This window comes from Streptomyces sp. RerS4 (genome assembly GCF_023515955.1).
GTDB lineage: Bacteria > Actinomycetota > Actinomycetes > Streptomycetales > Streptomycetaceae > Streptomyces.
The window spans coordinates 1,881,057-1,901,836 of the sequence record NZ_CP097322.1 but is presented as its reverse complement, the minus strand read 5'-3'; the positions used below and the strand labels follow the sequence as shown (position 1 = coordinate 1,901,836).

General features: G+C 71.3%; 21 protein-coding genes. 15 read left to right on the top strand and 6 right to left on the bottom strand.

What is annotated here, in order from left to right:
* Positions 1–2: 2 nt before the first annotated feature.
* Positions 3–785: an ABC transporter permease gene (locus M4D82_RS08735; protein WP_249765495.1), complete on the bottom strand. Its 783-nt coding sequence runs from the start codon at positions 783–785 to the stop codon at positions 3–5.
* On the bottom strand, positions 782–1,708 hold the full coding sequence (locus M4D82_RS08730; RefSeq protein ID WP_249765494.1) for an ABC transporter ATP-binding protein: 927 nt from the start codon (positions 1,706–1,708) through the stop codon (positions 782–784). The genes M4D82_RS08735 and M4D82_RS08730 overlap by 4 nt, the downstream gene beginning before the upstream one ends.
* A 331-nt stretch (positions 1,709–2,039) precedes the next feature.
* Between M4D82_RS08730 and M4D82_RS08725 the strand changes: the two genes are divergently transcribed.
* The 11 genes from M4D82_RS08725 (at position 2,040) to M4D82_RS08675 (ending at position 11,108) form a co-directional block, all read left to right on the top strand.
* Positions 2,040–2,783 (top strand): helix-turn-helix transcriptional regulator, encoded by a 744-nt coding sequence (locus M4D82_RS08725; RefSeq protein WP_249765493.1) that lies wholly within the window; start codon positions 2,040–2,042, stop codon positions 2,781–2,783.
* The gene (gene sufB / locus M4D82_RS08720) at positions 2,780–4,195 is read left to right on the top strand and encodes a Fe-S cluster assembly protein SufB (RefSeq protein WP_249765492.1); all 1,416 of its coding nucleotides are present in this window, start codon (positions 2,780–2,782) and stop codon (positions 4,193–4,195) included. The genes M4D82_RS08725 and sufB overlap by 4 nt, the downstream gene beginning before the upstream one ends.
* Before the next feature lie 83 nt (positions 4,196–4,278).
* The gene (sufD, locus tag M4D82_RS08715; protein WP_249765491.1) at positions 4,279–5,457 is read left to right on the top strand and encodes a Fe-S cluster assembly protein SufD; all 1,179 of its coding nucleotides are present in this window, start codon (positions 4,279–4,281) and stop codon (positions 5,455–5,457) included.
* Positions 5,457–5,774, top strand: coding sequence for a bifunctional 3-phenylpropionate/cinnamic acid dioxygenase ferredoxin subunit (locus M4D82_RS08710; protein ID WP_249765490.1), 318 nt, complete (start codon positions 5,457–5,459; stop codon positions 5,772–5,774). The genes sufD and M4D82_RS08710 overlap by 1 nt, the downstream gene beginning before the upstream one ends.
* A 7-nt stretch (positions 5,775–5,781) precedes the next feature.
* Positions 5,782–6,546 (top strand): Fe-S cluster assembly ATPase SufC, encoded by a 765-nt coding sequence (gene sufC, locus M4D82_RS08705; protein ID WP_249765489.1) that lies wholly within the window; start codon positions 5,782–5,784, stop codon positions 6,544–6,546.
* Positions 6,543–7,799, top strand: coding sequence for a cysteine desulfurase (locus M4D82_RS08700; RefSeq protein WP_249765488.1), 1,257 nt, complete (start codon positions 6,543–6,545; stop codon positions 7,797–7,799). The genes sufC and M4D82_RS08700 overlap by 4 nt, the downstream gene beginning before the upstream one ends.
* 13 nt (positions 7,800–7,812) lie before the next feature.
* The gene (sufU, locus tag M4D82_RS08695; protein ID WP_249765487.1) at positions 7,813–8,274 is read left to right on the top strand and encodes a Fe-S cluster assembly sulfur transfer protein SufU; all 462 of its coding nucleotides are present in this window, start codon (positions 7,813–7,815) and stop codon (positions 8,272–8,274) included.
* Positions 8,271–8,615, top strand: a complete 345-nt coding sequence (locus M4D82_RS08690; protein WP_007263433.1) for a metal-sulfur cluster assembly factor — start codon at positions 8,271–8,273, stop codon at positions 8,613–8,615. The genes sufU and M4D82_RS08690 overlap by 4 nt, the downstream gene beginning before the upstream one ends.
* Before the next feature lie 34 nt (positions 8,616–8,649).
* Positions 8,650–10,056 carry a hypothetical protein gene (locus tag M4D82_RS08685; RefSeq protein ID WP_502989056.1) on the top strand — a complete coding sequence of 469 codons (1,407 nt, stop codon included), beginning with the start codon at positions 8,650–8,652 and terminating at the stop codon, positions 10,054–10,056.
* 192 nt (positions 10,057–10,248) lie between these two features.
* Positions 10,249–10,572 carry a DMT family transporter gene (locus tag M4D82_RS08680; protein ID WP_249765486.1) on the top strand — a complete coding sequence of 108 codons (324 nt, stop codon included), beginning with the start codon at positions 10,249–10,251 and terminating at the stop codon, positions 10,570–10,572.
* Positions 10,572–11,108 (top strand): TetR/AcrR family transcriptional regulator, encoded by a 537-nt coding sequence (locus M4D82_RS08675; RefSeq protein ID WP_249765485.1) that lies wholly within the window; start codon positions 10,572–10,574, stop codon positions 11,106–11,108. The genes M4D82_RS08680 and M4D82_RS08675 overlap by 1 nt, the downstream gene beginning before the upstream one ends.
* A 39-nt stretch (positions 11,109–11,147) precedes the next feature.
* On the opposite strand, the gene M4D82_RS08670 is transcribed toward M4D82_RS08675, so the two are convergent.
* Positions 11,148–12,023, bottom strand: coding sequence for a winged helix-turn-helix transcriptional regulator (locus M4D82_RS08670; RefSeq protein WP_249765484.1), 876 nt, complete (start codon positions 12,021–12,023; stop codon positions 11,148–11,150).
* On the opposite strand from M4D82_RS08670, the gene M4D82_RS08665 reads away from it, so the two are divergent.
* Positions 11,983–13,380 carry an MFS transporter gene (locus tag M4D82_RS08665; RefSeq protein ID WP_349637053.1) on the top strand — a complete coding sequence of 466 codons (1,398 nt, stop codon included), beginning with the start codon at positions 11,983–11,985 and terminating at the stop codon, positions 13,378–13,380. The two genes, M4D82_RS08670 and M4D82_RS08665, sit on opposite strands and share 41 nt — an antisense overlap.
* Positions 13,381–13,389: 9 nt before the next feature.
* A complete protein-coding gene (gene dapD, locus M4D82_RS08660) occupies positions 13,390–14,370 on the top strand; it encodes a 2,3,4,5-tetrahydropyridine-2,6-dicarboxylate N-succinyltransferase (protein WP_249765482.1) in 981 nt (326 codons plus the stop codon).
* A gap of 115 nt (positions 14,371–14,485) precedes the next feature.
* Here dapD and M4D82_RS08655 read toward each other — a convergent pair whose 3' ends face one another.
* The 3 genes from M4D82_RS08655 to M4D82_RS08645 all read right to left on the bottom strand — a co-directional run bounded on the left by M4D82_RS08655 (position 14,486) and on the right by M4D82_RS08645 (position 17,269).
* Positions 14,486–14,740 (bottom strand): hypothetical protein, encoded by a 255-nt coding sequence (locus M4D82_RS08655; RefSeq protein WP_249765481.1) that lies wholly within the window; start codon positions 14,738–14,740, stop codon positions 14,486–14,488.
* A gap of 166 nt (positions 14,741–14,906) precedes the next feature.
* On the bottom strand, positions 14,907–15,365 hold the full coding sequence (locus M4D82_RS08650; RefSeq protein WP_249765480.1) for a GNAT family N-acetyltransferase: 459 nt from the start codon (positions 15,363–15,365) through the stop codon (positions 14,907–14,909).
* Between the two features lie 62 nt (positions 15,366–15,427).
* Positions 15,428–17,269, bottom strand: a complete 1,842-nt coding sequence (locus M4D82_RS08645; RefSeq protein WP_249765479.1) for a DUF8508 domain-containing protein — start codon at positions 17,267–17,269, stop codon at positions 15,428–15,430.
* A 370-nt stretch (positions 17,270–17,639) separates the two neighbouring features.
* Between M4D82_RS08645 and M4D82_RS08640 the strand changes: the two genes are divergently transcribed.
* Together M4D82_RS08640 and M4D82_RS08635 are read left to right on the top strand one after the other, a co-directional pair.
* On the top strand, positions 17,640–19,130 hold the full coding sequence (locus M4D82_RS08640) for a hypothetical protein (protein WP_249765478.1): 1,491 nt from the start codon (positions 17,640–17,642) through the stop codon (positions 19,128–19,130).
* Positions 19,131–19,276: 146 nt separating this feature from the next.
* Entirely contained in the window at positions 19,277–20,734 is a 1,458-nt protein-coding gene (locus tag M4D82_RS08635) for an alkaline phosphatase PhoX (protein ID WP_249765477.1), read from the top strand.
* Positions 20,735–20,780 lie beyond the last annotated feature (46 nt).

The window sequence follows — 20,780 nt, the reverse complement described above, 5'->3', positions numbered from 1 at the left end:
ATTCACTCCCACCGGAAGAGCTTCGCGGCGGCGCCGAGGCCCAGGACCGCCCAGAGCGCCAGGATCGCGGCATCGGTCCACGGCAGGGTCGCGCCGTGCTGGAGCACCTCTCGCAGTCCACTGGAGAGCGCCGAGATCGGCAACAGCCCGAGGACGGCCTGCACCGCGCCGGGGAACTTCTCCAGCGGGACGATCACCCCGCCGCCGACCAGCAGCAGCAGGAAGACCAGGTTGGCGGCGGCGAGGGTCACCTCGGCCTTGAGCGTGCCCGCCATCAGCAGCCCGAGCCCGGAGAAGGCGGCGGTGCCGAGCAGGATCAGGGCGGCGACCGACAGCGGATCGCCCTGCGGGGACCAGCCCAGCGCGAAGGCGATGGCCGTCAGCAAGGCGATCTGGAGCACCTCGGTGACCAGGACCGACAGGGTCTTGGCGGTCATCAGGGCCCAGCGCGGCAGCGGGGTGGCCCCGAGCCGCTTGAGGATCCCGTAGCGGCGGTCGAAGCCGGTGGCGATGGCCTGGCCGGTGAAGGCGGTGGACATCACGGCGAGCGCGAGGACGCCGGGGGCGAGGAAGTCCACGGACTTCTGCGGGCCGCCCTCCCCAAGGGGCACGGTGATGATGTCGACGGTGGAGAAGAGGGTCAGCAGCAGCGCCGGGATGATCACGGTGAGCAGCAGCTGCTCGCCATTGCGCAGCAGCATCCGGGTCTCCAGCGCGGTCTGCGCGGCGATCATCCGGGACACGGGCGCGGCCCCCGGGCGGGGGGTGAACGTACCGGCGCTCATGCGCGCAGCTCCTTACCGGTCAGTTCCAGGAAGACGTCTTCGAGGGTGTGCCGCTCCACCACGAGGCTGCTCGGCATGACCCCGTGCTGGGCGCACCAGGAGGTGACGGTGGCCAGCATCTGCGGGTCGACGTCGCCGGTGAGCCGGTAGGCGCCGGGGGTGAGCTCGGCGGCCTGGGTGCCGTCGGGCAGGGCCTTGAGCAGGGAGGCGAGGTCGAGGGAGGGCCGGCCGGTGAAGCGCAGGGTGTTCTCGGCGCCGCCCCGGCACAGCCGCTCGGGGCTGCCGTGGGCGATGACCTTGCCGGCGTCGACGATGGCGACCTCGTCGGCGAGCTGTTCGGCCTCGTCCATGTGGTGGGTGGTGAGGACGACGGCGACCCCGTCGGCGCGCAGTTCCCGTACGAGGTCCCAGGTCGCGCGGCGGGCCTGCGGGTCGAGGCCGGCGGTGGGTTCGTCGAGGAAGACCAGTTCGGGGCGGCCGACGACGGCCATGGCCAGGGCGAGGCGCTGCTGCTGGCCGCCGGAGAGCCTGCGGTAGGGGGTGCGGCCGCAGCTGCCGAGGCCGAGGCGTTCCACCAGGGTGTCGACGTCCAGGGGGTCGGCGTAGAGCTTCGCCGTGTGGCGGAGCATCTCGACGGCGCGGGCGCCGGAGTAGACCCCGCCGGACTGGAGCATGACGCCGATGCGCGGGCGCAGGGCCTCGGCGTCGGCGGTCGGGTCGAGGCCGAGGACGCGGACGGAGCCGGCGTCGGGGCGGCGGTAGCCCTCGCAGGTCTCCACGGTGGTGGTCTTGCCCGCGCCGTTGGGACCGAGGACGGCGGTCACCGCGTTGCCGGGGACGGTGAGGTCCAGACCGTCCACCGCTGTCTTGGATCCGTACCGTTTCACCAGTCCGCGGATCTCCACGGCGGGGTCGTTGCTCATGGGGGATGAGTCTACGGAGCGGGGCGGGGGGTCTTTTTTCGGGCCGGTGTCCTGGATGGCCCAGTGCGGGTCGAGTCGATTCCCGTGATCTTTTCCGGAAGTCGACGTTTATCGACCTCACGGCCGTCATGGGCGGAGATTCGCTGGTGGGGGCCGTATATCGGTTCCCGCGAGCCTTCCGTCAAGAATGCGGAACGCTGACATCCGATTAACTCTCCGTCGATAAATAAGGTAACCCTTAGTGATGGAGGCCACCAGGGGTGGCGTCCATCACGGCTTGTCGCCGCTCACTTAATTACGCAACAATGGCGTTGTGAAATACGGCGAACGGATGATCGAGACCCCGCACGGGGAGCTCGCGACCGGGGAGCGGTCAACCCGCAACCGGGTCGCGCGGTCGATCCTGGACCATGGTCCCTCCACCGTCGCCGACCTCGCACAGCGTCTCGGCCTCACCCAGGCCGCCGTCCGCCGCCACCTCGACACGCTCGTCGCCGACGACGTGGTCGCACCCCGTGAGCAGCGCGTGTACGGCACGCGCACGCGGGGCCGGCCCGCCAAGGTCTTCGCGCTGACCGACTGCGGCCGCGACGCCTTCGACCAGTCCTACGACACCCTCGCCGCCGACGCCCTGCGCTGGATCGCGGAGTCCGTCGGCGGGGGCGAGCAGGGAGAGGCGGCCGTGGCGGCGTTCGCCAGGGCGCGCATGGAGGCGCAGGCGAAGACCTACCGGGAGTCCGTCGAGGCGGCCGCACCCGCGGACCGCACCGAGGCCCTGGCCAAGGCGTTGACCGCGGACGGGTACGCTGCTACGGCGAAGAGCGCTCCCGGTCCGCACAGCGGTGAACAGCTCTGCCAGCACCACTGCCCGGTCGCCCACGTCGCCGAGCAGTTCCCGCAGCTCTGCGAGGCGGAGACCGAGGTCTTCTCCCGCCTGCTCGGGACGCATGTGCAGCGCCTCGCCACGATCGCCCACGGCGACGGGGTGTGCACCACCTTCATCCCGCGAGGCGCGGGCACCACACAGAACGACACGTCAGCATCTGCCAGCACGGCCGGGAGGAACCCCGCATGACCACGGAGACTGCTCACCCTGAGCTTGAGGGTCTGGGCAACTACGAGTACGGCTGGGCCGACTCCGACGCGGCCGGTTCGGCTGCCAAGCGAGGCCTGTCGGAGGACGTCGTCCGCGACATCTCGGCGAAGAAGTCCGAGCCGGAGTGGATGCTGAACCTTCGTCTCAAGGGCCTGAAGCTTTTCGGCAAGAAGCCGATGCCGACCTGGGGTTCCGACCTCTCGGGCATCGACTTCGACAACATCAAGTACTTCGTGCGCTCCACCGAGAAGCAGGCCGCTTCCTGGGAGGAACTGCCCGAGGACATCAAGAACACGTACGACAAGCTCGGCATCCCGGAGGCGGAGAAGCAGCGCCTCGTCGCCGGTGTCGCGGCCCAGTACGAGTCCGAGGTCGTCTACCACCAGATCCGCGAGGACCTGGAGGAGCAGGGCGTCATCTTCCTCGACACCGACACCGCGCTGAAGGAGCACCCGGAGCTCTTCCAGGAGTACTTCGGTACGGTCATCCCGGTCGGCGACAACAAGTTCGCGTCGCTGAACACCGCGGTGTGGTCCGGCGGCTCGTTCATCTACGTCCCCAAGGGTGTCCACGTGGACATCCCGCTCCAGGCCTACTTCCGCATCAACACGGAGAACATGGGCCAGTTCGAGCGGACGCTGATCATCGTCGACGAGGACGCCTACGTCCACTACGTCGAGGGCTGCACCGCCCCGATCTACTCCTCGGACTCGCTGCACAGCGCCGTGGTCGAGATCATCGTGAAGAAGGGCGGCCGCTGCCGCTACACGACCATCCAGAACTGGTCGAACAACGTCTACAACCTGGTCACCAAGCGCGCCGTGGCGTACGAGGGCGCGACCATGGAGTGGATCGACGGCAACATCGGTTCCAAGGTCACGATGAAGTACCCGGCCGTCTACCTGATGGGCGAGCACGCCAAGGGCGAGACCCTCTCCATCGCCTTCGCGGGCGAGGGCCAGCACCAGGACGCCGGCTCCAAGATGGTCCACATGGCGCCGAACACCTCCTCGAACATCGTCTCCAAGTCGGTGGCGCGAGGCGGCGGCCGCACCTCCTACCGCGGTCTGGTCGAGATCGGCGAGGGCGCCCCGGGCTCCAAGTCCAACGTGCTGTGTGACGCGCTCCTGGTCGACACGATCTCCCGTTCGGACACCTACCCCTACGTCGACGTCCGCGAGGACGACGTGACGATGGGCCACGAGGCCACCGTCTCCAAGGTCTCCGACGACCAGCTCTTCTACCTGATGCAGCGCGGCCTCACCGAGTTCGAGGCCATGGCGATGATCGTGCGCGGCTTCGTCGAGCCGATCGCCAAGGAGCTGCCGATGGAGTACGCGCTGGAGCTCAACCGGCTGATCGAGCTGCAGATGGAGGGCTCGGTCGGTTAGTCCCCGACCGCCCTCCCACCACTAGCTGCGCGGTCCGCCAGACGGGCCGAGGATCGAAACAGAGAGCGAGCAACACGACAGCCATGGCTGAGGCTCAGAACATCCCGGCGGGCTCCACCACCGCCGGCTCCATCGCGGTGGCCGCCGAGTCCACCGTCGCCACCCGGATGAGCGCGCCCCCGTCCTTCGACGTGGCCGACTTCCCGGTTCCGCACGGTCGCGAGGAGGAGTGGCGGTTCACCCCGCTGGCCCGCCTCAAGGGCCTGCACGACGGCACCGCGGTCGCGAACGGCACGATGAAGGCCCAGATCGACGCGCCCGAGGGCGTCACGGTCGAGTCCGTCGAGCGCGGCGACGAGCGGATCGGCAAGGCCGGCGCCCCCGTCGACCGGGTCGCGGCGCAGGCCTTCTCCTCGTTCGCCAAGGCCACGGTCGTCACCGTGCCCAAGGAGACCGTGCTCGCCGAGCCGATCCGCGTCGCGCTGCACGGCGAGGGCGGTACGACCTTCGGTCACACCGTCTTCGACATCAAGCCGTTCGCCGAGGCGATCATCGTGATCGACCACACCGGTGACGGCGTGCGCGCCGCCAACGTCGACATCCTCGTCGGCGACGGCGCGAAGGTGACCTTCGTGTCCGTCCAGGACTGGGACGACACGGCCGTCCACACCTCGCAGCACAACGCCCTGATCGGCCGCGACGCGAGCTTCAAGTCCGTGGTCATCACCTTCGGCGGCGACCTGGTGCGCCTGCACCCGCGCGTCAGCTACGCGGGCCCCGGCGGCGAGGCCGAGATGCTCGGCCTGTACTTCACGGACGCCGGGCAGCACCAGGAGCACCGTCTCCTCGTCACGCACGACGCCCCGCACTGCAAGTCGAACGTGGTCTACAAGGGCGCGCTCCAGGGCCAGGACGCCCACGCCGTCTGGATCGGTGACGTGCTCATCGAGAAGACCGCCGAGGGCACCGACACCTACGAGATGAACCGCAACCTCGTCCTGACGGACGGCGCGCGGGTCGACTCGGTGCCGAACCTGGAGATCGAGACCGGCGAGATCGTCGGCGCCGGCCACGCCTCCGCGACCGGCCGCTTCGACGACGAGCAGCTGTTCTACCTCCAGGCCCGCGGCATCCCGGCCGACGAGGCCCGCCGGCTGGTCGTGCGCGGCTTCTTCGCCGAGCTCGTCCAGCAGATCGGTGTCGACGACATCGAGGAGCGGCTGCTCACGAAGATCGAGACCGAGCTGCAGGCGTCCGTCTGATGACCTACCTCAAGGCCTGTGCGCTGAGCGAGCTGGAGGAGAACACCCCCAAGCGGGTGGAACTCGACGGCACGCCGGTGTCCATCGTCTCCACCGAGGGGGAGGTGTTCGCGATCCACGACATCTGCTCGCACGCGAACGTCTCCCTCTCGGAGGGCGAGGTCGAGGACTGCATGATCGAGTGCTGGCTGCACGGTTCGGCCTTCGACCTGCGCACCGGCAAGCCCTCCGGTCTGCCCGCGACCCGCCCCGTACCCGTATACCCCGTAAAGATCGAAGGGGACGACGTGCTCGTCTCCCTCACCCAGGAGTCCTGAGGTATCCATGGCAACGCTTGAAATCCACGACCTGCACGTCTCCGTCGAGGCCGAGAACGGCGCCCGCGAGATCCTCAAGGGCGTCGACCTCACCGTCAAGCAGGGTGAGACGCACGCCATCATGGGTCCGAACGGCTCCGGCAAGTCCACGCTGGCCTACTCGCTGGCCGGTCACCCGAAGTACACGATCACCGGTGGCACCGTCACCCTCGACGGCGAAGACGTCCTGGAGATGTCCGTCGACGAGCGCGCCCGCGCCGGCGTCTTCCTCGCCATGCAGTACCCGGTCGAGGTCCCCGGCGTCTCGGTCTCCAACTTCCTGCGTACGTCGGCCACCGCCATCCGCGGCGAGGCGCCGAAGCTGCGTACCTGGGTGAAGGAGGTCAAGGCCGCCATGGAGCAGCTCCAGATGGACCCGGCCTTCGCCGAGCGCAACGTCAACGAGGGCTTCTCCGGCGGCGAGAAGAAGCGCCACGAGATCCTCCAGCTGGAGCTCCTCAAGCCGAAGATCGCGATCCTCGACGAGACCGACTCCGGCCTCGACGTCGACGCGCTGCGCATCGTCTCCGAGGGCGTCAACCGCGTCCGCGAGTCCGGTGAGGTCGGCACCCTGCTGATCACCCACTACACGCGCATCCTGCGCTACATCAAGCCCGACTTCGTGCACGTGTTCGCCAACGGTCGCATCGCCGAGTCCGGCGGCGCCGAGCTGGCCGACCAGCTGGAGGCCGAGGGCTACGACAAGTACGTGAAGGGTGGCGCGACCGCGTGACACAGCTGCCTGGCCTCCTCGACATCGAGGCGATCCGCAAGGACTTCCCCCTGCTGGATCGGGTGGTCCACGACGGGAAGAAGATCGTTTACCTGGACAACGCGGCGACCTCGCAGAAGCCGCGCCAGGTGCTCGACGCGCTGAACGAGTACTACGAGCGGCACAACGCCAACGTCCACCGCGGCGTGCACGTGCTCGCCGAGGAGGCCACGGCGCTGTACGAGGGCGCCCGCGACAAGGTCGCCGCCTTCATCAACGCGCCCAGCCGCGACGAGGTGATCTTCACCAAGAACGCCTCGGAGTCGCTCAACCTGGTCGCGAACATGCTCGGCTGGGCCGACGAGCCCTACCGGGTCGACCGCGAGACCGAGATCGCCATCACGGAGATGGAGCACCACTCCAACATCGTCCCGTGGCAGCTGCTCTCGCAGCGCACCGGCGCGAAGCTGAAGTGGTTCGGCCTCACCGACGACGGCCGGCTCGACCTGTCCACGATCGAAGAGGTCATCACGGAGAAGACGAAGATCGTCTCCTTCACGCTGGTCTCCAACATCATGGGCACGATCAACCCGGTCGAGGCCATCGTCCGGCGTGCGCAGGAGGTCGGCGCGCTGGTGCTGATCGACGCCTCGCAGGCCGCTCCGCACATGCCGCTCGACGTGCAGGCGCTCGGCGCCGACTTCGTGGCCTTCACCGGCCACAAGATGTGCGGCCCGACCGGCATCGGCGTGCTCTGGGGCCGCCAGGAGCTCCTGGAGGACCTGCCCCCGTTCCTCGGCGGCGGCGAGATGATCGAGACCGTGTCGATGCACGCCTCGACGTACGCCCCGGCGCCCCACAAGTTCGAGGCGGGTACGCCCCCGATCGCCCAGGCCGTCGGCCTCGGCGCGGCCGTGGACTACCTGACCGCGATCGGCATGGACAAGATCGCCGCCCACGAGCACGCGATCACCGAGTACGCCGTCCAGCGGCTGCGCGAGGTCCCCGACCTGCGGATCATCGGCCCGACCACGGCCGAGGACCGCGGCGCGGCGATCTCCTTCACCCTGGGTGACATCCACCCGCACGACGTCGGCCAGGTCCTGGACGAGCAGGGCATCGCCGTCCGCGTGGGACACCACTGCGCGCGCCCGGTCTGCCTGCGCTACGGAATTCCCGCGACCACGCGAGCGTCTTTCTACTTGTACTCCTCTCCCGCCGAGGTCGACGCGCTGATCGACGGGCTGGAGCACGTACGGAACTTCTTCGGCTGACGACGGGGACGCTGTGAAGCTGGATTCGATGTACCAGGAGCTGATCCTGGACCACTACAAGCACCCGCACGGGCGTGGCCTGCGCGAGGGTGACGCCGAGGTGCACCACGTCAATCCGACGTGCGGCGACGAGATCACGCTGCGCGTGAAGTACGACGGGGAGACGCTCACCGACGTCTCCTACGAGGGCCAGGGCTGCTCCATCAGCCAGGCCAGCGCCTCCGTGCTGAACGAGCTGCTCGTCGGCAAGGAGCTGGCCGAGGCGCGCAGGATCCAGGCGGTCTTCCTGGAGCTGATGCAGTCCAAGGGCAAGATAGAGCCCGATGAGGCCATGGAGGAGGTGCTGGAGGACGCGGTCGCGTTCGCCGGTGTCTCCAAGTATCCGGCGCGCGTGAAGTGTGCTCTGCTGAGTTGGATGGCGTGGAAGGACGCGACCGCCCAGGCACTGGGCGACGCGGAGAGGAAGACGGCATGACCGAGAACGCGACGCCCGAGGCGTCGATCAAGCCGGCCACCGAGGAAGAGGTCCGCGAGGCCCTCTACGACGTGGTCGACCCCGAGCTGGGCATCGACGTCGTGAACCTGGGCCTGATCTACGGCATCCACATCGACGACGCGAACATCGCCACCCTCGACATGACCCTGACGTCGGCGGCCTGCCCGCTGACGGACGTCATCGAGGACCAGGCGAAGTCGGCGACGGAGGGCATCGTCAACGAGCTTCGGATCAACTGGGTCTGGATGCCGCCGTGGGGCCCGGACAAGATCACGGACGACGGCCGTGAGCAGCTGCGCGCGCTCGGCTTCAACGTCTGACGGAAACGTCAAGGAGAGGGCCCCCGGCACGGTCGTGCCGGGGGCCCTCCCTGCGTTCGCGGCCCTGTTCGCGGCCCTGCTCGTCGTGGGGCTGACCGCCCCCGCACGCGCCGCCCCCGCAGACGACGCCCCCGCAGACGACGGGAGTGGCTACGCCACCCCGACGATCACCCTGTCCGCCGTCCGGCTCGGCGGCGCGGTCGGCGCCGTCGACGACCCGACCGTCACCGCGGACGTGACGCAGGCCGGCGTCCCGGACGGCTTCCTGCGCCTGCGGGTCGTCGCCTCCAGCGACCCGGCCGTGGCGGACGTGGCCGACGTACGGCAGACGCGCACGCCCGACGGCGACCGCGAGCTGTCGGTACGGGCGCGCGGGCGCGGCTACACCGACCTGACCGTCGAGGTCACCGGACGCGGCGGCGAGACCGCCACGACCACCCTGTCCTACGCCGCCTCGGCGCGCGTCGCCGACTCCCTCGGCACCCGCTACCTGACCGGCTCCTCCGACGCCTCGGCGGCGGTCGACGTCGGCGGCGGCCACGCGCTGGTGGCCGACGACGAGTCCCACGTGCTGCGCCTGTACGACCGTTCCCGCTCGGGCGGACCCGTCAGGACCTGGGACCTCGGCCCCGCGCTCGGCAGCGGGAAGGAAGCCGACATCGAGGCCGCCACCCGCGTCGGCGACACCATCTACTGGACGGGCTCGCTCGGCAACGACAAGGACGGCACGTACAAGGCGGATCGCGACACCGTCCTCACCACCCGTGTGACCGGCTCGGGTGCCGCCACGGAGATCACCTTCGGCGCCGCCCACCAGGGTCTGCGCGAGGACCTCATCGCCTGGGACACCGCGCACGGCGACCGCTACGGCTTCGCCGCGGGCACCGCCGCCGGCCAGGTGCCCCGGCGCGTCGACGGGTTCGACGTGGAGGGTTTGGAGTTCGCGCCCGGCTCCACCACCACCGCCTACGTCGGCTTCCGCGCCCCGCTCGCGCCGGCCGTGCCCGGCGGCAAGGCGCTGCTCGTCCCCGTCACCAACCTCGACGAGGTGCTCGCGGCCGGCGAGGAGCCCGTCTTCGGCGAGCCGATCGAGATGGACCTCGGCGGGCTCGCGGTCCGCGACATCAAGAAGAACGCCCGGAACCATTACCTGATCCTGGCCGGTTCCTGCGCCGCCGACGACGACTCCGACCCCTATGCCCTCTACCAGTGGGACGGCGTCCCCGGTCACGCGCCGCGCAAGCGCGCCGACCTGCCGACCACCGACCCCGGAGCCTGGGAGTCCATCGTGGCCGTGCCCGACCTGCGCGGGCGTGGCGCCCGGGTCCAGCTCATCACCGACAACGGGGCCTCGGACCTGTACGGCGACGGCGTCGAGGCCAAGGACCTGGCGCACCCGGAGTGGAAGAAGTCCCGCTCCGCCTGGTTCACCCTGCGCTGACGGCGGCCTTCCCGAGGCCGGCGGACCCAGCCCGAGCCGCAGGACGTACGCGGGCCCCGAGCGCGGGCGCTCCGACCGAGGCGGCGACCCCGCACGTCCGGGCGCCGCACACGGCCGGGATCCGGAAGGGCGGCGTCGTGCGGGCGGCTCGATGCGTACAGGTGTACGTAGGGCATGTGTACAGTTGTACGCATGCCCTACGTACTGCTTGCCGCGGCCATCGCCGCCGAGGTCGCCGGAACCACCGCCATGAAGTACAGCGACGGCTTCACCAGGCTGTGGCCCTCGCTGGGGACGCTGCTCGGCTACGCCATCGCCTTCACGCTGCTCGCCCAGACGCTGAAGTCGATGTCGGTGGGCACGGCATACGCGATCTGGGCCGGCGTCGGGACCGCGGCCATCGCCGCGATCGGCATGGTCTTCCTGGGCGAGGCCGCCACCGCCGCGAAGATCGCCGGAATCGCGCTGGTCATCGCCGGTGTGGTCCTGCTCAACCTGGGCGGGGCGACCCACTGATGGCCCCCGGCGCGCGCCGCTACGACCCCGACCGCCGGCAGCGGATCATCGACGCGGCGATGCGCGTGGTCGCCGCGCGGGGCATCGCCGGGCTGAGCCACCGCAGCGTGGCGGCGGAGGCGGACGTGCCGCTGGGCTCGACCACCTACCACTTCACGACCCTCGACGAACTCCTCGTCGCCGCCCTGAACCAGGCGAGCGAGGCCTACGCCCCGCCGCTCGTGCTCCACGCCGGAGAAGACCTCGCCGGCGCCCTCGCGCGGCTGCTGCGGGAGATGCTGACGGCGGACCGGGGCCGGGCCGAGCTGGAGTACGAGCTCTACCTCGCCGCCCTGCGACGGCCCGCGCTGCGGCCGGTCGCGGCCCGGTGGCACGAGGCGGTGGCGAAGCTCCTGGAGCCGTACGCCGACCCTGTGACGGCGCGGGCGCTGGTGGCCGTGATGGACGGGATCAGCCTTCAGGTGCTGCTCACGGACGCCCCGTACGAGGAGGCGTACGCGCGGGAGGTCCTGGGGCGGGTGCTCGCGAACGCCTGACCGGGGCCGGTCGGGCCTGACGGGCCGGCCCGACCGGGCTCAGTGCGCGGCCCGCACCGCCGCCAGGGCCGCCGTCACGCTCGCCTCGACGTCCCGGATCGGGTAGAGCACCTCGCGCACCGTCCGCTCCCGGTCCACGACCAGCGTCAACCGCTTGAGCCGGCTCACCCCGGCCGCGCGGAACGTCGGCAGCCGCAGCGCCGTCACCAGGTCCAGTCCCGCGTCCGACAGCAACGGGAAGCGCAGCCCCTCCTTCTCCGCGAACTCCCGCTGCTCGTCCGGGCGCTGGGTGGAGATCCCGTGCACGGTGGCGCCGGCCGCGGTGAACTCCGCGAGCTGGTCGCGGTAGGTGCACGACTCGAACGTACAGCCCCGCGCGCCGGGGATCTCCGCCCAGCCGGGCGGGTAGGACGCTGCCCGTGCGTACGCGCCCGGGAAGCAGTACAGGACGGTGAACGGCGTGTCCGCCACCGGGTCGCGCAGTTCGCCGAAACGGTCCGGCAGGAGCAGCTCGGGCAGTCGGGCGCCGCGCAGCGCGTGGACCCGTACCGCCTCCTTCGAGGACTCGTCCGTCGTCGCCGTCATCTCTCCGTCTCCCAGGACCCAGGTGTCACCCCAGTCCTGGAGGGCCACCAGGACCGGCAGCAGCCCCCGCCCGCGCGGGGTCAGCCGGTAGGCGTGCCGCACCGGACGCTCCTGGTACGGCTCGCGCGTCAGCACCCCGGCCTCGACCAGCAGTTTCAGCCGCTCGGCGAGCACCTTGCGGGACACGCCGAGTTCGCGCTGGAGCTCGTCGAAGCGGGACAGGCCGCGCGCGGTGTCGCGCACGATCAGCAGCGTCCACCAGTCGCCCACGACGTCGAGGGCCTGGGCGATGGAGCAGTCCGCCTCGCCGAGTCGGTTGCGCTGGGCCATGGCACTCCTTTGTCCGTTGACCCCAGGCTGTCATGCTGACATAGTCCGTTCCCAAAGGGAACTCACTGCGAAGGACGCGGGGGACACGGGTGTGCGGCAAGGGTTCAAGGACATGCAGGGGTTCAAGGACATACCGAGGGTCGTGTGGCTGCTGGCCGCGGGGGTTTTCGTCAACGCCGTCGTCAGCTTCACCTTCGTCTTCGTCTTCCTCTACCTGACCGGCCCGCGCGGCCTCGGCGCCGCGCAGGCGGGCGTGGTCACCGGCATCGGCGGCATCGGCCTGGTCGCGGGCAACTTCACGGGCGGCTGGTACGGGGACCGGTTCGGCCACCGCCGCGTCCTGCTCGCCGCCTCGGCGCTCGGCGGACTGACCCTGACGAGCTTCCCGCTGCTGCCGACGCCGCTGCTCTACGCGGCCCTGCCGCTGGCCCAGTACGCGTCCGGGGTGGTGCGCGCCGCGAACTCCGCGCTGGTGGCGGTCACCGTCCCCGAGGGCGCGCGCCGGCAGGCCTTCGCCGTCGTGCGGTGCGTGTCCAACGGTGGCTTCACCCTCGGGCCGCCGCTCGGGGCGCTGGTCGCCGCCGGGCTCTCGTACGACTGGCTCTTCGTCGCCGACGGGGTCGGCACCCTCTTCTTCGCCTTCTGGACCGCCCGCGTCGTCCCCGCCCGCGGCGCCGCCCGCCGGGCCGCCGGCGGGGACGAGGAACCAGGTGGGGGCGGCGGGCTCCTCGCGGCGCTGCGCGCGCGGCCCGCCGTACCGGTGCTGCTCGCCGCGATCCTCGTCGTGGACGTGGTCTACCGCCAGCAGTACTCCGTCTTCCCGGTCTTCCTCGCCGACCACGGGCTCGACGTACGCGCCTTCGGCCTGGTCATCGCCCTCAACGGCGCCGTGATCCTGCTGCTGGAGCTGCCCGCCGCCGTCGCCCTGCGCGCCAGGCCCCCGCTGGCGGTGATCGGGAGCGGGCTGGTGCTGGTCGGAGCCGGGTACGCGGCGCTGATCGCGGGTGCGGGGGTCGCCACCGCCGTCGCGATGATGGTGCTCCTGAGTCTCGGCGAGATCCTGTACAAGACCACCGCCACCGCCTACGTGGCGGACCAGGCCCCCGAGCACGCCGTCGGGCGCTTCCAGAGCCTCTATGCCGGGGTCTCCGTCAGCGGGGTCGTCCTCGGCCCGCCCCTGGGCGGAGCGCTGTACGCGGCCGCGCCGGGCCTGCTGTGGCCGTTGTGCGCGCTGCTCGCGGCGGGCGCGGGGGGCGTCGTCCTGGCCCTGTCGCGGCGGGAGTCCCGTACGGCGGAGCGAAAGCCGGCGGGACCGGCACATGAGACCGGTTCGCGACCACGGGCCGTCGCCGGTTAGGTTTCGGGCATGACTGCTACGCGTACCACCGGCGCCGTCGCCGCCGGACTTGCCACCATCACCCCCGACGGCACCGTCCTCGACACCTGGTTCCCCGCCCCCGAGCTGGTCTCCGAGCCCGGCCCGGCCGGCACCGAGCGCCTCACGGCCGAGCGGGCCGTGGAGCTCCTCGGCGCCGGCGCCGCCAAGGCCATCCGCTCGGACGCGGTCCGCGGCGTCGAGGTCGTAGCCGTCCGCACCGTCATCGCCTCGCTGGACGACAAGCCGCTCGACGCGCACGACGCGTACCTGCGCCTGCACCTGCTGAGCCACCGCCTGGTCAAGCCGCACGGCCAGAACCTGGACGGCGTCTTCGGCCTCCTCGCCAACGTCGCCTGGACCTCCCTGGGCCCGGTCGCCGTCGACCAGGTCGAGACCGTCCGCCTGAACGCCCGCGCCGAGGGCCTGCACCTCCAGGTCACCTCGATCGACAAGTTCCCGCGCATGACCGACTACGTCGCCCCCAAGGGCGTGCGCATCGCCGACGCCGACCGCGTCCGCCTCGGCGCGCACCTCGCCGAGGGCACCACCGTCATGCACGAGGGCTTCGTCAACTTCAACGCCGGCACCCTCGGCACCTCCATGGTCGAGGGCCGCATCTCGGCCGGCGTCGTCGTCGGCGACGGCTCCGACATCGGCGGCGGCGCCTCCACGATGGGCACCCTCTCGGGCGGCGGCAAGCAGATCATCTCGATCGGCGAGCGCACCCTCGTCGGCGCCGAGGCGGGCGTGGGCATCGCGCTGGGCGACGAGTGCGTCGTCGAGGCCGGCCTCTACGTCACCGCGGGCACCCGGGTCACCCTGCCGGACGGTCAGATCGTCAAGGCGCTGGAACTGTCCGGCGCCGACAACATCCTCTTCCGCCGCAACTCGGTCACCGGCACCGTCGAGGCCCGCCCGTACAAGGCGAACTGGGGCGGCCTGAACGAGGTCCTGCACAGCCACAACTGACCCGCACGGGCCGGTACGCGCGACGCCCCCCACCCCGGACGACGGGTTGGGGGGCGTTCGCGTACGCGCTTTCGCGTGTGTGCTCTCGCGTGCGTGCGCGGATGCCGGGGTGGCGTCAGCGCAGGGGGATCGAGCGGATCAGGCCCGCGAAGGCCTCCCGTTCCGCCTCCGTCAGCTCGACCGACTCCATCGGGTGCGCCGCCGCCGTGCGCTGGGTCGGGATGACCGGCATGCCCTCGTAGGCGCCCGGCTCCGGGTGGTGGAAGCGGCTGTCCCACAGCATGTGGCCGAGGCCGACGACCGAGACGAGCGCGGCCGCGCACAGGACGACGAGGCCGATTTCCTGGGCGAGGGAAATGGAGGGGAACACGCGGTCCTCCCGGGAGGGCGAGCGGAACGGGCCGGTACGGGACAAAGCGAGGGATCGGGCGTGCAGACACTCAACACCAGAACCGGACGAATTCGGCACGGATGTGTCCAGGGTCACGCCAGGGCCAAAAGTCCCCCACCTCGGCCTCGCGGCTCCCCGACCGCGCTCACAGGCGCAGCTTGAAGCCCTCGTGGCTGCGCGTGAAACCGAGGCGCTCGTAGAAGCGGTGCGCGGCGGTGCGACGCTTGTTGCTGGTCAGTTGGACGAGGCCGCAGTCACGGGCGCGGGCCCGGTCCACCACCAGCTCCATCAGCCGGGCCCCCAGCCCCTCGCCGCGCCGGTCCGCGCGGACGCGTACCGCCTCCACCAGCACCCGTTCCCGGCCCTCCTGGCCCAGGCCCGGGATGTACGTGAGCTGGACGCAGCCCAGAATCAGGGCCGCGTCGGCGCCGGAGTCCGACGTGAGGACCAGCATCTCGTTGCGCGGGTCCGCCTCGATGGCGGCGAAGGCCCGCTCGTGCCGGGGGCCGGGAACGACCGATGCCGGGTCCACGACCCGTTCCTCGTCGGCGAGCAGGGCGAGGACGGCGGGCAGGTCCCGGCGGGTGGCGGTGCGCAGCATCATGGCGCGGAGTGTGCCAGGGGGCCCGTCCGGGACGGCGGGCGGGCCCCCTGGGGCTTGGGGGACTACGGGCGGAAGCGCAGCACCTGCGGGTCGTGGTCGCTGTTCTGCGCCGCGAACTCCGCGTTGATGTGGACGCTGTCGTACGTGAAGTTCTTGATCGCCGGGCTCGTCAGGATCTGGTCCAGCACCTGCGCGTTGCCCTGGAAGACGTAGGAGTAACGTTCCGCCTTCGGCAGCGACTTGATCGCCGGGTACAGGGCGCCGTCGGCCGCCAGCGCGTCCGTCGTCGCCGAGAACTCGAAGTCGTTGATGTCGCCGAGGACCAGGACGTTCGCGTTCTTCTCGACCGCCAGGATGTCCTTGACGAAACCGTTCACCGCCTGCGCCTGGAGCAGCCGCTTGGCCTCCGAGGAGCGGACCGGCGGCTGGTGGTGCGAGGTCAGGCCCTCGTCGCCGCCCTTGGAACCGAAGTGGTTGGCGATCACGAAGACCGTCTTGCCGCGGAAGACGAACTCGCCCGCGAGCGGCTTGCGGCTGTCGACCCACGCCGGGTTCGCCGGGTCGATCCGGCCGGGGGAGTGGGTCAGCGCGGCCTTGCCCTGCTCCTTGACGACACCGGTCGCCGTATTCGCGTCACCCGGGGCCCGCTCGGTGAAGGAGACGCGCGCCGGGTTGAAGAGGAAGACCTGACGGATGTTGCCGCCGGGCTCGCCACCGTCCTTCTTGTCCTCGGGGTTGATCGTGCGCCACTGGTAGGCCGGGCCGCCCGCCGCCGCGATCGCCGCCGTGAACTTGGTCAGCGTCTGCTCGGCCGAGACGGTGCCGTCGTTCTTGGCGCCGTTGTCGTCCTGGATCTCCTCCAGGGCGAGGATGTCGGGGGAGGCGAGGTTCTCGACGACGGCCTTGGCCAGGTTGTCGAACTTCTCCTGCGGGTCCGTCGGGTCGAGGTTCTCGACGTTGTACGTGGCCACCGCGAGCTCGTGCGCCGCCTGCGCCTTCGTCTTCTCGGGGGCGAGGGTGCCCGCCTTGACCGTGCCCAGGGTGCGCGCCACCAGCGTGTAGCCGCCGAACTGGTTGAAGTCCAGCGGGCCTTCGGTGGTACCGGTCAGCTTGTCGCCGACGTTGGCGACGGGGAAGGGCTGCTGCGCGGTCGGGGCGAGCTGCTGGATCTGGAGCCGGCCGGTGTTCTGGGACTCGTAGGAACCGTAGACGGTGCCGCCGCGCTTCGCGGCGTTCTCCCAGCCCTTGACCGTGACCCACAGCTCCGAGTACGGGTCGGTGGCGCCGACCACGCGGGAGGTGCCGATCTTGACGTTCATGCCCTCCAGGGACTCGTAGTAGTCCAGGGCGTAGCGGGAGGGCTCCAGGGTCAGGCCGTTGATGCTGCCCTCGGCCGCCGGGTCGCCCGCCGGGGCGTACGCGGCCGGGACGGTGTACTCGTTCACGGCGGTGGCCTCGGGCAGCGCGTTGCCGGAGGAGACCACGGTCACGGTGGGCTTGGAGATCTGGGTGACGGACTGGTTGCCGGACTTGACCCCGCCGGGGACGTACTCGCCGACCGTGCCGGAGACCTTCACGGCGTCGCCGACGGCGACGGTCGGGACAGAGCCGGTGAAGACGAACACGCCCTCGCTGGTGGCGGCGTTGTCGTCGGCGTCCGGGTCCTGGATCCAGAAGCCGCGCGAGCCGTAGGTGCGCACGCCGGTGACGATGCCCTCGACGTCGGCGACCTGCTTGCCGTTGAAGGGGGATATCCGGGTGGTGCCCTGAATGTCGTGGATGCGTATCGGATCGGCGGACACGACGCCTTCGGCCGCGCCGGCGGAACCCGCGAGCAGGCCGGTGGCCAGCGCGGTGGCGACGAGGGCCGCGACGGCGGCGGAACGGGGATGCGAAGAGCGCATGGGCGGGGACTCCGGTGTGTGGAGGAGGGGGGCGAGCCTGAGGGCTCGGTATGTCTACGCGCGTCAATTTCCTGGGTGAGCAGCGACGTTGTCAAGGCCTCCAGGGAATACGGGAGCCGACTGTGGGATGAACCAACGGAGATGACCCGCCGGCCCTGCCCGAAATGCGTCTACGCTGGGTGGCCGCACCCGGCCTGACCACTCGATCGCCGTCACTCGATCGCCGTCACCCCGGGGCGCGCACCGTTCCGCACCGCTTCACCGCCGCACCGCTTCACCGCCGTACCGTTTCCATCGCCGTACCGTTCAAGACCGCTTCACCGCCGTACCGTTCCGCCGCCCAGGCGTTCCGTCCGAGGAGAACCACCCCATGTCCGCAGAGCCGCGCCCCACGCTGCCGCCGGTACGGCTGCACTCCGATGCGGAGCTGGCCCGCGACGCCCTCGTCGCCCCGCTGTTCGCCCGCGCCGTACGCCTCGCCCGCTGGGCCGGACCCGACACCCGCGTCGACGTCGGCGGTGAACTCGTCGCCGACCAGCTCGCCGGGGCCGTCACCGTCCTCGACCTCGACGAGCGGGACGAGGACAGCCCGGTGTACGCGAGTCAGGCCTGGCGGGTCGCCGTGGACACCGGCCTGGTCGACGTGACCGAACCCGAGGAGGACGCCGGCGACGGCGCCGAGGGCGAGGAGCCCGAGTACGGCACCGCCACCCCCGGCGAGGACCTCGCGCTGGTGGCCGGCGGGGCCCCCGGCGACGTGCTCGACCTGTGGCTCGCCGCCCTGGACACCGTCCTCGCGGACGCCGCCGTACCCGACCTGGACGACCTCGTGGACGCGCTCGACGCGGGCGGCGAGATCGACTTCGACCGGCTCGACTGGAACCCGCAGCGCGAGGCCGACTTCCTCGACGGCGTCCTCGCCAACCTCTACCTGCTCACCGTCTCCGAGGGCGGCGCGGGCGAGGGGCCCGTACCGCTGCCGGTGCTCGCCGCCTCGATGATCGTCCCCGACGACATGGGCGACCCCACCGACGCCGTCCTGGAACAGGTCTCCGACGCGATGATGCGCCTCGACGACCAGTTCCGGCAGCTGGAGCCCATCGGCCTGGTCGAGTACCAGCCCGTGGACGAGGAGCTGATGGCCGAGGCGGACGACGAGGAGTTCGCCGCCGCCGACCGCGCCGGCGCGGAGGACGAGGACGTGTCCCGGTACGGGATGGTCCGCCTGACCCCGCTCGGCCTGTACGGCGTACGCGCCCGGATGCTGGAGGCCGGCGTCGAGGCCCCCGCCATCGGGGAACTGGCCGACAAGGGCGCCGACACCCTCCTCGACGCCGTCTCCGCCTACCCCGAGCGCGCGGCGCAGGCCGAGATCGAGCAGTGGCTCGCCGGCCGGGAGCTGCCGGCCGCCGTGACCGAACTGCTGGCCGCCGCCCGGGGCGACGACGAGGGCGCCCCGCTGCGCCGGCTGCGCTGCCAGCAGGCCCTGGCCCCCGCCGGGCGGGAGGCCGAGCCGGCGGTGCGCGCGGTCCTGGACGACCCGGAACTCGGCGGGCTCGCCCGGGTGTGGCTGGCGGAGCACGGGGTGGGCGACGTACCGGTGCCGGACGGGGAGATGGTGTTCTGGCTGACGGTGGACACGCTCGCGGCGCAGCTCGCGGCGGACGGGGACACCGAGGAACTGCCGCTGCTGATGCGCGGGCTGACGGAGAACCACACCGGGTTCTTCGAGAAGGTCTGGCGGGTCGAGCACCCCGCGACGGCGTACGTGCTGGAGGCCATGGGACGGCTGCACCCGGACAAGAAGGCCTCGAAGGAGGCGCGCAAGGCGGCCTTCAAGGCACGCTCCCGGCGGCCCTGACGGAGGGGGCACGGCCGGGAAGGGCCGGGACCGGGGCTTGCGGGCCACCCGGTCACATGCCCTTCCGGGTGCCCTTCCGGGTCAGGAGTAGCGTGTGCGCCGACGACCGCATGTCAGGCGCACCCCTCCCCACTCCAGGAGACCCGATGCCCCTCAGTCGCAGAGACTTCACCTCCCGCACCGTCATCGCCGGTGCGGGAGTCGCGCTCACCGGGACGGTCGGCGCGCTCGCCACCGCCCCCGGCGCCCTGGCGGCCGATGACGTCCCCGCCGTGGACGGCCCGGACGCCGCCTCCGCCGAACGCCGCCCCCACGGCCCCGGCTACGGTCCGCTGATCGCGGATCCGGCCGGACTGCTCGCGCTGCCCGCCGGGTTCTCGTACCGCGTGATCACCCACAGCGGCGTCACCACCCTCGACAGCGGCGAGAGCACCCCCTCCCACCACGACGGCACCGCCGCCTTCGAGGGCCACCGCGGCGTCACCCTCCTCGTCAACAACCACGAGCTGAAGGGGCCGCGCTCCGGCTGGAAGCACCCGGTCCCGCTCACCGAGGGCCTCGTCTACGACCCGGCCGCCTCCGGCGGTTGCACGGTCGTCGAGGTCCGGCGCGGCGGCGAGGTCGCCGAATGGGTGGGCATCGCCGGTACGTCGACCAACTGCGCGGGCGGCTCGACCCCGTGGGGCACCTGGCTGACCTGCGAGGAGACCGAGGACCTCGCCGGCAAGAACGGCATGACCAAGGACCACGGCTACGTCTTCGAGGTCGACCCCCACGACCGCCGGGCCAACCGCGACCCGAAGCCCATCAAGGCGTTCGGGCGCTACGCCCACGAGGCCGTCGTCATCGACCCGCACCACGGTCACGCCTACCTCACGGAGGACGCGTCCGGTCCCAACGGGCTGCTGTACCGCTGGACCCCGCCCCAGGGCTTCCGCCACGGGCGCGCCCGGCTGCGCGGCCTCGCCGCCGACGCGGGGGTGCTCGCCGCCGCGAAGTGCTTCGACAGCGCGGGCCGGTTCGTCGACGACCTCTCGCGCGCGACGAAGATCGGCACCGTCTACGGGGTCGACTGGGTGGAGGTCACGGACCGCGACGCCCGCACGTTGCCCGTGCGCAAGCAGTTCGCGGCCGGCGCCGTGACCCGGGGGCGCAAGCTGGAGGGCATGTGGTGGGGCGATGGCGGCGCCTACTTCGTCTCCTCCTACGCGCGCTCCGAGAGTCCGGGCGCCGCGCACGACGGCCAGGTGTGGTTCTACGACCCCAAGCGGCGCACGGTCCGGCTCGTCGTGCTGATCGGGGTGAACGCCGACCCGTCGAAGGACGGCGGCTACGACGGCCCCGACAACATCACGGTCTCGCCGTACGGGGGCCTCGTCATCGCCGAGGACGGCGAGGGCGTCCAGCACCTGTTCGGGGCCACCGCGTCGGGCAGGGTCTACCCGCTGGCCCGTAACGAGCTGAACATCGGCACCGAGGAAGAGCCCGAGTACGCCGAGTTCACCGGCGTCTGCTTCTCCCCCGACGGGCGCACCCTGTACGCCAACCTCCAGGAGCCGGGCATCATGCTGGCCATCACCGGCCCCTGGCGGCGCGGCCGCTGAGCCGGCGGGCCCACCGGGCCGGGAGGCCACCGGCCCAGGAGGGCTG

Bases quoted from the DNA above. Each gene is read 5' to 3' on its own strand.
- M4D82_RS08635 (WP_249765477.1), top strand. From the start codon at position 19,277: ATGCCCCTCAGTCGCAGAGACTTCACCTCCCGCACCGTCATCGCCGGT.
- M4D82_RS08640 (WP_249765478.1), top strand. From the start codon at position 17,640: ATGTCCGCAGAGCCGCGCCCCACGCTGCCGCCGGTACGGCTGCACTCC.
- sufC (WP_249765489.1), top strand. From the start codon at position 5,782: ATGGCAACGCTTGAAATCCACGACCTGCACGTCTCCGTCGAGGCCGAG.
- M4D82_RS08725 (WP_249765493.1), top strand. From the start codon at position 2,040: ATGATCGAGACCCCGCACGGGGAGCTCGCGACCGGGGAGCGGTCAACC.
- sufD (WP_249765491.1), top strand. From the start codon at position 4,279: ATGGCTGAGGCTCAGAACATCCCGGCGGGCTCCACCACCGCCGGCTCC.
- M4D82_RS08680 (WP_249765486.1), top strand. From the start codon at position 10,249: ATGCCCTACGTACTGCTTGCCGCGGCCATCGCCGCCGAGGTCGCCGGA.
- M4D82_RS08690 (WP_007263433.1), top strand. From the start codon at position 8,271: ATGACCGAGAACGCGACGCCCGAGGCGTCGATCAAGCCGGCCACCGAG.
- sufB (WP_249765492.1), top strand. From the start codon at position 2,780: ATGACCACGGAGACTGCTCACCCTGAGCTTGAGGGTCTGGGCAACTAC.
- dapD (WP_249765482.1), top strand. From the start codon at position 13,390: ATGACTGCTACGCGTACCACCGGCGCCGTCGCCGCCGGACTTGCCACC.
- M4D82_RS08710 (WP_249765490.1), top strand. From the start codon at position 5,457: ATGACCTACCTCAAGGCCTGTGCGCTGAGCGAGCTGGAGGAGAACACC.
- M4D82_RS08675 (WP_249765485.1), top strand. From the start codon at position 10,572: ATGGCCCCCGGCGCGCGCCGCTACGACCCCGACCGCCGGCAGCGGATC.
- M4D82_RS08645 (WP_249765479.1), bottom strand. From the start codon at position 17,269: ATGCGCTCTTCGCATCCCCGTTCCGCCGCCGTCGCGGCCCTCGTCGCC.
- M4D82_RS08735 (WP_249765495.1), bottom strand. From the start codon at position 785: ATGAGCGCCGGTACGTTCACCCCCCGCCCGGGGGCCGCGCCCGTGTCC.
- M4D82_RS08670 (WP_249765484.1), bottom strand. From the start codon at position 12,023: ATGGCCCAGCGCAACCGACTCGGCGAGGCGGACTGCTCCATCGCCCAG.
- M4D82_RS08650 (WP_249765480.1), bottom strand. From the start codon at position 15,365: ATGATGCTGCGCACCGCCACCCGCCGGGACCTGCCCGCCGTCCTCGCC.
- M4D82_RS08665 (WP_349637053.1), top strand. From the start codon at position 11,983: ATGGAGCAGTCCGCCTCGCCGAGTCGGTTGCGCTGGGCCATGGCACTC.
- M4D82_RS08730 (WP_249765494.1), bottom strand. From the start codon at position 1,708: ATGAGCAACGACCCCGCCGTGGAGATCCGCGGACTGGTGAAACGGTAC.